At 36.6% G+C, this 8,965-nt stretch carries 13 protein-coding genes and 2 pseudogenes; 4 read left to right on the forward strand and 11 right to left on the reverse strand.

The annotated features are described in order from the left end of the window. Positions 1–199: 199 nt before the first annotated feature. From PZE06_RS24720 to PZE06_RS24755, 8 genes and pseudogenes are all read right to left on the reverse strand, one after another. Positions 200–295 (reverse strand): annotated as a pseudogene (locus tag PZE06_RS24720) (DUF1657 domain-containing protein); the annotation flags it as partial. A gap of 713 nt (positions 296–1,008) precedes the next feature. After that, on the reverse strand, positions 1,009–1,869 hold the full coding sequence (locus PZE06_RS24725; protein WP_150917560.1) for a DUF421 domain-containing protein: 861 nt from the start codon (positions 1,867–1,869) through the stop codon (positions 1,009–1,011). 30 nt (positions 1,870–1,899) lie between these two features. After that, a complete protein-coding gene (locus tag PZE06_RS24730; protein ID WP_009336483.1) occupies positions 1,900–2,106 on the reverse strand; it encodes a DUF1657 domain-containing protein in 207 nt (68 codons plus the stop codon). 11 nt (positions 2,107–2,117) lie between these two features. Further along, positions 2,118–2,468: a stage V sporulation protein AE gene (gene spoVAE, locus PZE06_RS24735; RefSeq protein ID WP_009336484.1), complete on the reverse strand. Its 351-nt coding sequence runs from the start codon at positions 2,466–2,468 to the stop codon at positions 2,118–2,120. Further along, a complete protein-coding gene (gene spoVAD / locus PZE06_RS24740; protein ID WP_061794311.1) occupies positions 2,465–3,484 on the reverse strand; it encodes a stage V sporulation protein AD in 1,020 nt (339 codons plus the stop codon). Before spoVAD ends, spoVAE begins: the two co-directional genes overlap by 4 nt. Beyond that, a complete protein-coding gene (gene spoVAC, locus PZE06_RS24745) occupies positions 3,484–3,963 on the reverse strand; it encodes a stage V sporulation protein AC (protein WP_009336486.1) in 480 nt (159 codons plus the stop codon). Before spoVAC (PZE06_RS24745) ends, spoVAD begins: the two co-directional genes overlap by 1 nt. A 17-nt stretch (positions 3,964–3,980) precedes the next feature. Beyond that, the gene (locus tag PZE06_RS24750; protein WP_009336487.1) at positions 3,981–4,454 is read right to left on the reverse strand and encodes a YhcN/YlaJ family sporulation lipoprotein; all 474 of its coding nucleotides are present in this window, start codon (positions 4,452–4,454) and stop codon (positions 3,981–3,983) included. A gap of 81 nt (positions 4,455–4,535) precedes the next feature. Then, positions 4,536–4,742, reverse strand: a complete 207-nt coding sequence (locus PZE06_RS24755) for a DUF1657 domain-containing protein (protein ID WP_150917557.1) — start codon at positions 4,740–4,742, stop codon at positions 4,536–4,538. Between the two features lie 692 nt (positions 4,743–5,434). Between PZE06_RS24755 and PZE06_RS24760 the strand changes: the two genes are divergently transcribed. From PZE06_RS24760 to PZE06_RS24775, 4 genes are all read left to right on the forward strand, one after another. Then, the gene (locus tag PZE06_RS24760) at positions 5,435–5,716 is read left to right on the forward strand and encodes a hypothetical protein (protein WP_041844980.1); all 282 of its coding nucleotides are present in this window, start codon (positions 5,435–5,437) and stop codon (positions 5,714–5,716) included. A gap of 13 nt (positions 5,717–5,729) precedes the next feature. Beyond that, positions 5,730–6,077 (forward strand): spore coat protein, encoded by a 348-nt coding sequence (locus PZE06_RS24765; RefSeq protein ID WP_041903726.1) that lies wholly within the window; start codon positions 5,730–5,732, stop codon positions 6,075–6,077. 177 nt (positions 6,078–6,254) lie between these two features. After that, entirely contained in the window at positions 6,255–6,449 is a 195-nt protein-coding gene (locus PZE06_RS24770) for a hypothetical protein (protein WP_041844978.1), read from the forward strand. A 154-nt stretch (positions 6,450–6,603) separates the two neighbouring features. Further along, on the forward strand, positions 6,604–6,930 hold the full coding sequence (locus PZE06_RS24775) for a hypothetical protein (protein WP_041902469.1): 327 nt from the start codon (positions 6,604–6,606) through the stop codon (positions 6,928–6,930). Between the two features lie 632 nt (positions 6,931–7,562). Here the strand turns inward: PZE06_RS24775 and PZE06_RS24780 are convergent. The 3 genes and pseudogenes from PZE06_RS24780 to PZE06_RS24790 all read right to left on the reverse strand — a co-directional run. After that, positions 7,563–7,976 (reverse strand): annotated as a pseudogene (locus tag PZE06_RS24780) (beta-ketoacyl-[acyl-carrier-protein] synthase family protein); the annotation flags it as partial. Beyond that, positions 7,976–8,455: a stage V sporulation protein AC gene (gene spoVAC, locus PZE06_RS24785; RefSeq protein WP_041844976.1), complete on the reverse strand. Its 480-nt coding sequence runs from the start codon at positions 8,453–8,455 to the stop codon at positions 7,976–7,978. The gene spoVAC (PZE06_RS24785) and the pseudogene PZE06_RS24780, both read right to left, overlap by 1 nt. A gap of 17 nt (positions 8,456–8,472) precedes the next feature. Continuing rightward, a partial coding sequence (locus tag PZE06_RS24790) for a YhcN/YlaJ family sporulation lipoprotein (RefSeq protein WP_306421337.1) occupies positions 8,473–8,965 on the reverse strand: 493 nt, incomplete at its 5' end.

Below are 8,965 nucleotides of genomic sequence, written 5' to 3' on the forward strand. Positions count from 1 at the left end.
TCCCAATGTTGATGATGATCAAAAAAGATCTCTTTTAGAATATTTCTGTCCATAAATAAAAAATACCACAGCCCTAATGACTGCGGTAGACCTTAAATTTTTATACTTTCTTATCTTTTAAAAAAGGTTGGTCTCTCAACCAACCTTTTCACCATACTCTTTATTGTTGTTTGTATTGAGGTTCTTCTTGTTCAATTTGTTAAACACGTGGTTCTACATTATTGCTAACGGATTGGGTTTGTTTAGCGGCATCTTGGTAGAGCTGTTTGGCTTGTTGATTGTTTGTACCAAGAGAAACAAAATCGTCCAGGACGAATGCCTAGTCGATTTTGTTTGTTCCTCTGATATTTAAAGCAAGTCTTTTTCATGGCCATCGAAATTAGAAAAACTCTGCGCTTTATATAGGTAAATGTCTAGACCTTGATCATTAAGGGAGCATAGTATAGCTTTGAATATTTAGAAAGTTAAAATCTTAAAGGGAGTTGTTTTTTACTATGAATAGGGAAATTTGCACCTCTTGTGAAAACTATTTTTGGATAAATCAACTATCACTGTTACCTAATGATTGGCTTCGTACTGACCAGCGTAAATATTATTGCCCTAGATGCTATCCTGAAATCTTAGAAGAACAAACTAAACTTCTTTATTATGAATTTTAGTTCGTTTAGTCCTAGGACTGTAACAAGTTATGCAAAGTTTTTAAGATGAACCATCGTCAAGGAAGTAATCATTCCAATAATACAAATTATCATGCAGGAAGAAAGGAATGCTTTTTATCCTACATATTAAACGCTGCTGTTACAATTAGATATCAATTAAGAAAATAAAAAATGTTCGTTTATGGAACCATGCAAATATAAATAAAGGAAGACTCAAAAGAAACAAACCTAATCCTGTTGGAAAGCGATAATCATAATGCAGGATAAGGGCAATACTTAATAAAGTTATTAACCCATATATGTTGTTCATTTTTTTGGAAATTCGAAAAATCAATGTATTTTTATAATTTCAAGCTTTTAAAATAGGGGTCACTTTATCAATAGCTTCTTGTAATTTTTGACTATTTAACTTATACATTTGTTTGGCCTCCTTTGATTCAGTTCCAAGAGCAAACAACTCTAAGTCAGCTTGGCATTTTTTTAGAGTTGAAAGAATTAAAGGTCTTTCTTGGGGGGACGCAACTTGCAACTTATCATCGAAAAGGTCAACCGTTAACTCTCCAAAAGAATTAATTTGTCCAAGAAATACATTTTCAACCGTAACCCCTAATTTATCTAACTCTGTATGTAACCATGCGCGACTTCTTCCAATTGTAGCTAGTGGTTCATCCATGATCACACCATCCATAATGACAGTTTGAGGCTCTTTGACGGAAGGGACTGATAAGTTTAAGGCTTTTGCTGTTAAAGGTTGGTTCTCCTTTTTTAACATAACGGATAAATCTCCTGTTGCCTCTAATACAGCGAATTCGACATCAGCTACCTGATAGACATCCTTCTTACGAAGTAATGCTAATAATTCATCTATCGTGTATCTTTCTTTTTTTAAATTATCTTCCATGATTTTTCCATCTTTGATAAATACAGTTGCTTTCCCTTCTATAAAATTACGAAAACCTTTGCTTTTTAAGGAAATTAAACCAGCGAAAAAGGGGATAGCAGCAAAGATGACAATTCCAATGACACCGTGAAAAATACTCCGTTCAAGTCCCATAGCTACTTCTGCACCAATACTTCCAATTGAAATACCGGTGACATATTCGAAGATAGATAGTTCAGAAATTTGCTTTTTCCCTAACCACTTTGTAATGATAAATAAAACCACAACAAATAATGCTGACCGTAAAGCTATATCTAACCATTCAGGCACTGCTTGATACCCCCTGTAAATATAGTTTTTCTAGAAACCTTTGTACTGAAGTTCCTCTCCTTCTAGTTCTCCTACTCTTTTTTTTAAATCTTTTGTTACTTCGTGTACTACCATCATAGCCTCATGCAAAGTTCGCTTCGATTCATCATCAAGAGTCCGTAATGCTAAACTTGAGAGACTTGCTTCTACCCCTTTTAGACTGGCAAAACACTGTTTAACATCTGATCCTACTGTCATCCTAATTCTCCTTATCCTTTTGGCTTAAAAATTAAAGCTCCTATCATGCCGAAAACAATGGAAGCTGAAATACCAGAACTAGTTACTTCAAACATTCCTGTCAGTACACCAACTAACCCATGTTTTTCTGCTTCCTGCATCGCACCATGAACAAGCGAATTCCCAAAACTTGTAATCGGAACGGTAGCCCCTGCCCCAGCAAAATCAATCAAAGGCTCGTATAGTCCAAATCCATCTAAAAGCGCCCCAATCACTACAAGAGCACTTAAGGTATGACCTGGTGTCAATTTAAATACATCAAACATAATTTGCCCAATGATACAAATTAAACCGCCTACGACAAAAGCCCAAAAATAGATCATGTTAATTGTTCACCTCCGTATTCAATTGACACTGCATGGGCGATACAAGGAATTGTTTCATTTTGCTGAAAGGACAACGGTGAAAGCAAAGCACCTGTTGCCACAACTAACATTCGTTTAAATTCACCTTTTTTCATGCGGTTTAATAAATGCCCATAAACTACCGTTGCTGAACAGCCTGCACCGCTTGCCCCTGCAAGAACGGGTTGTCCTTCCCGATAAATCATAAGGCCACAATCTTGGTATTGTTCTTCACTAATAGGAGTTCCATGCTTTTTAAATAGATCCATGGACACTTCCTGTCCGATTTGGCCAAGGTCACCGGTTACAATTAAATCGTAATAAGATGGCTCAACATTTCGTTCCTTTAAATGGGCTTCAATGGTATCAACCGCAGCTGGCGCCATAGCTCCTCCCATGTTAAATGGATCTGTCAATCCCATATCGATTACACGACCAATTGTGGCAGATGTGACATGAGGTCCTTCCCCAGAATCACTTAATAGGGCTGCACCTGCACCAGTAACCGTCCATTGTGCCGTAGGTGGCTTTTGTCCACCATATTCAGTTGGATACCGAAATTGTTTTTCAACAGCTGTATCATGACTGGAAGCTCCTGTTAACAAATATTTCGCTCCTTTTGTATTTACAATATAAGCACCTAGAGCCAGTCCTTCCATCGAGGTAGAGCAAGCACCGAATAAGCCAAAATAAGGCGCTCCAATCGTTCTGCTAGCGAAACTTGTTGGGGTGATTTGATTGATTAAGTCCCCAGCTAGGATAAATTGAACTTGATCTTTTTGTATGCCCCCTTTTTCCATGGCTTTTTGGCAAGCCTCTTCAAAAAGGATTTTATGTGCTTTCTCATAGGAATCCTGCCCAAGCCATAAATCAGCATGAAGAGTATCGAAATCATCTGGGATAGCACCATTGGCTTCAAATGGTCCACCAACGGTTCCAGTGGAGATAATGACAGGCTTTTGTTCGAAGATCCATGTACGATGACCTGCTAGCATTATAAACCACCCCACTGGATTAAAGTGGTTTTAATTAAGGCAATGACAAAAGCAGAAAAAACACCAAATAAAATAACCGCCCCCGCTAATTTAAACATGTTGCCACCTACGCCCAGTACAAATCCTTCGGTTCGATGCTCAATGGCAGGCGATATAACCGCATTGCCAAAACCTGTTACAGGTACAGCTGTTCCAGCCCCACCAAATTGGGCCATTCGATCATATACGCCAAAACCAGTAAGAAGCATTGTAATAAAAATTAACGTACCCACCGTCGGATTTCCGGCCGTTTGCTCAGTAAAATCGAAATAATAAATGTAAAAGTCTGAAATAAGCTGACCAATCAAACAAATAAGTCCACCGGTTAAAAAGGCCTTAATGCAATTTTTAACAACCGGTCTTTTGATCTCTCGTTGTTTTTGCAATTTTTGATATTCCTGTTGCACAGGAGTAAGTTGTTTCTTTTGATTGTTAGACATAACTCGATCCTTCCTCTTTAGGTTTGTTCCTTCATAAGACTTTTCAGTTTGTTCAAATCATTTTTTAAGTTCTTCTTATTCATATCGTTTTTTTTCAGTCTTTGCTCGACCTTTTCAAGCTCCCAGAATATTTTTTTATCAGTCGAAACAAAAACTTTATAGTCCGGATATTTTTTTTCTAAGTCGGATTTTACTGACTTCTCGATACTCTTTAATCGAAATCGATCAAAATTCTCAACTTTAATCGCTGCCATAAGCTCTTTATCAGTATTCACAGCTTTTACGTCTGTAATATCTTCCTTGGCAATTATCTTTTCTTTCGCATGATTGGCAACGGATTGATCAATTGGCTTACTTGTATGTACTTGTGAAATACCAAAAGTACTATTACCTTGAATAAATTCATTTTGATTACCATTACATCCTGATGCGAAACCAATGACCATTATAATAAAAAGTAGGTTTTTCAATGTGGTTATTTTATCTTTCAAAAAAATCACCTCCATGTTTTTTCATTATTTGAACAGCTGAAAAAAGGTTGGTTAAGAGGCCAACCTTTTTTCGCCTTACTATTACTGTTGTTTGTATTGAGGTTCTTCTTGTTCGATTTGTTGAACACGTGGTTCAATGCTGTCTACAACGGATTGGGTTTGCTTAGCAGCATCTTGGTAAAGCTGCTTCGCTTGTTCATTATCTGTACTAAGAGCAAATGTTTCAAAGCTAGCTTGAGCGCTTTTTAATCCCGCTAGAGCTGTCTTAACGTCATTAATAACTGTCATGACTTTCACCTCCTATATTTTTCTTTGAAACCTTTCTTAGAATGTTTCAAGATAGAAATGTTTATTCATACAAAGTTTTTAAAATTTAAATTATACTTCTTATCTTTTAGGAAAAAATACTCTTGGCAGGAAAAAATTAAGGAAGGGAGAATAGGGTAAATTGGACAGTTGAACTTTTATAAAAGCTGATGAAAGTACAATTGTTTTACCATTCGAGGGGAATTTTCTTTTCGAGAAGTAAGACTGGTATGCTTTTTTATTTAGAAATGAGTATTGATGCAGTTTGTATTTTTCATTAAATAATAAAAAAGAGGTAGACGGAGTATGTATAAGGACTATCTTGAAACGATTTCAGGACCAAAACCACGAGCAAGGTCTAAGCAATTTAATAGAAATATAAATCAGTATTTTTCCCATCCTATCATACATAAGGAAATTAATGGTGATAAAATATATGTTGCCTTGGATCTAGACAGAATCTGGAATAGGATCAATTAATATTTAGTTAAGCGACAAATACTCCCCACCTGCGTATAGGTGGGGAGTATTTAATGCCTATAGTGAAACCAAAGGGATGATATGTCCAAAGGTGGCTGGTTCTTTAACACTAGTCTAAAATACCTGCATATTTTTGACCACTATGTGGCAATCTACCCAAGTGATTACAACATTGTTAACAAGGAGGAAACATCATGCAACAACCGCAGACGGGTATGGTTAATCAACAAGCACAAGCTTTCATGACGCAGCCGCCTGAAATAATGTCAACAAAGGATCATCTCTATTTAAACGATATGTTAAGCTGGAATCTACTTGCGATGAAGAAAATGCATTTTTTCGCTCAACAATGTCAAAATCCAGAAGTAAGAGCAGCACTTGAACAAGCTGGACAAATGCACGACCGACACTATCAACAGCTGCTTCAACAGATGCAACAGTATGTAACTCAACCTTCACAAAATATGAATCAATAAGGAGGATACGATAGTGGAAAATAATACTCCAAACAAAATTAAGAATCCTGAAACACCAGTTCCCAAGACGCCGCAAATGAACGATAGAGATTTTCTAAACGATGCCTTAACTACGGAAAAATATATATCTTCCTCATATTCGACTGCATTAAAAGAAGCAAGCCATGGGTCGTTGTATCGTACAATTGCGTCTATTTCCCAAGAAACAGAAGACTGTCACCGCAATCTATATAACTTAATGTTTAAAAACGGATGGTATGCTTTGGAAAAAGAAACTCCACAAACTATTCAACAATCGGTTCAACAATTTTCTAACTACATGCAAAGTCAAGATCCTTATAGAGGCAATTTAATACAATAAAGAACACTTGTTAAAGGAAAGTAAACTCAGGGTAAAACAACAATAATTATGCAAGACAAAAGGTTGGTTGGATGTTAACCAACCTTTCTCTTCTTTAGAACCTTCCTACAAACGTGTTCAAAGTATTAAATTGCTCAAATCCTGCCATATAAATACTAAAATAAGGTTGTGTTAAAAATGAATCAAGAAACTAAAATTGCAAATGAGCTTCAGAAAATGTTGACTGAAAATCAAATCCCTGTTTCCGTCCAGGAAGATATTAATGTGCTCTCTGAAAAATTAGCTAATGGAGAACTTACACTTGGTGAATTAGAAAATAAAGATCAGTTTGTAGTAGAGGTTATTCAAAAAGCAAAAAATAGAATCGGATAAAATAGGGAAACTTTGTAATATTATCATACATAATTGCCTCATTTTTAATTTTATTACTGTATTTCATCAAATTTCTTTTTTAGACTATCTGAATAAAAAAAGAATAAACGTAAAAAATAATTTAGAAATTACAACAATCGAAAGGGCGGTAAAGATGAATCATAAGTGGATGAAACTTTTATCAACAGTTTTTCTTTCAATGTTCTTGTTATTAGGGTGTAATAATGGAGATGACGATAATAATCCACCACCTGAGGATGTAACTCCTGGGACAGAGGAACCAATTGAAGATCCTGAAGACGCAACAGATCCAGATACTATTGATGAAAATAATGTCACCCCTGATACAGAAGAATCAATTGAAGATGCTGAAGACGCAACAGATCCAGATAATATTGATGAAAATAATGACAACACTGATACAGAAGAACCAATTGAAGATCCTAAAGATGTAAATGACGCAGATAATAAAGATGAATAAGTTTATACACCGTTTGTTCTCAAACGGTGTTCTTTATGGTGCGCCCGGCATGGGCTATAACTTGGTGGTGAAAGTCCACTACAGGCTTGGCAGTAGGAACTGTTAGCTAAAGGCAAGGGTGTCCATCGTGAGGTGGAATCTGAAGGAAGCCGGAGGCAAAATCCCGAACTGACGAACAGAAACTGTATAAAAGGCTGAATTGGAATGGATGAGTTTGCCAAACAAAACAAAGTCCGATACTGCACGAGTTCCATACAGTAAATACAGCAGTTACATGGGAGGAAGGTTGTAGTTCTTACCCGGGGAGGTCTTACAAGGGTTCCCGACAAGAGGGATGTAACATCCCACAGGAACAAACTTGTCAGCAATGGCAAGTTGAATTGTAAGAAGTCAGCAGAGGCCATAGTAGTTCCTTCGGAACGAAGGGCCGAACAATAGTAATCTTGGAGGAATACGGAGGTGAAGACAGTGCAAAGACCACAGAAAACATCGAAAGATGGCTATATGCAAAGGGATAAGTTGGAAACTGAAGAGTATGCAAAAGCGTGCAGTACTGTCATCAAAGAAGTAGGAAGCCAAGATGGTATCGATTTAATTGATAAAGTGATTGATGATAACAACCTTCTTATGGCATGGCTGGATGCTCCGGTTAATAAATATTTCGCTCCTTTGGTATTCACGATATAAGCACCTAGGGCCAATCCTTCCATAGACGTAGAGCAGGCACCGAATAAACCAAAATACGGGGCTCCAATTGTTCGACTAGCGAAACTTGTTGGGGTGATCTGATTGATTAGGTCCCCAGCTAGGATAAATTGAACTTGATCCTTTTGGATGCCCCCTTTTTCCATGGCTTTTTGACAGGCCTCTTCAAAAAGGATTTTATGTGCTTTCTCATAGGAATCCTGTCCAAGCCATAAATCAGCATGAAGGAGATCGAAATCTTCTGCGATTGCTCCGTTTGCTTCAAATGGTCCACCAACTGTTCCAGTAGAAAGTATGACGGGTTTTTGTTCGAAGATCCATGTACGATGACCTGCGAGTATCATAAACCACCCCACCTAATTAGAATTGTCTTTACTAATGCAATAACAAACGCAGAAAAAACACCAAATAATATAACAGACCCAGCTAATTTAAACATATTACCTCCGACTCCTAATACAAACCCTTCGGTTCGATGTTCAATAGCAGCTGAAATGACAGCATTGCCAAAACCGGTAACTGGAACTGCTGAACCAGCTCCTCCAAATTGAGCAATTCGGTCATAAACCCCAAAACCGGTAAGAAGCATAGCAATAAAAATTAATGTACCCACAGTTGGATTTCCAGCCGTTTGGTCTGTAAAATCAAAATAATAAATAAAGAAGTCTTGAATAACCTGGCCAATAAGACAAATCAGACCACCTGTTATAAAGGCCTTTATACAATTTTTAAAAACGGGTCTGTCGATTTCTCGATTTTTTTGCAATTTTTGATATTCTTGTTGCACCGGGGTTAGTTGTTTCTTTTGATTATTTGACATAGCTTGCCCCTTTCTCTTTAAGTTTTCTCTTTCATTAGATTTTTAATTTTATTTAAATCTTTTTTTAAGCTCTTCTTATCTGTGTTGCCTTTTTGAAGTTTCTGTTCTAATTGTTCCAATTCCCACATCATTTTTTTATCTGACGAAACAATTATTTCATGGTTTGGGTACATTTTTTCCAAGTCGGATTTTATTGACTTCTCAATTTTCTTTAATCGAAAGCGATCAAAATTATCAACTTTTATTGCTGCAAAAAGCTCTTTTTCTGTATTCACAGCCTTTACATCTGAAATTTCTTCTTTGGCAATAATTTTTTCTTTAGCCCTATTGGCAACTGATTGATCGATGGGTTTAGTCGTATGTACCAGTGAAACACCTAAATCATTGTTATCCTCATCTAACTGATTTTGGTTATCGTTACATCCTGTTCCAAACCCGATCACGGCTAAAATGGAAAGAAAAATTTTTATTTTGGTTATTTTGTCTTTCATGAAACCATCTCCGTTTTTC

Source organism: Robertmurraya sp. DFI.2.37, from assembly GCF_029211245.1.
GTDB lineage: Bacteria > Bacillota > Bacilli > Bacillales > Cytobacillaceae > Robertmurraya > Robertmurraya methanolica_A.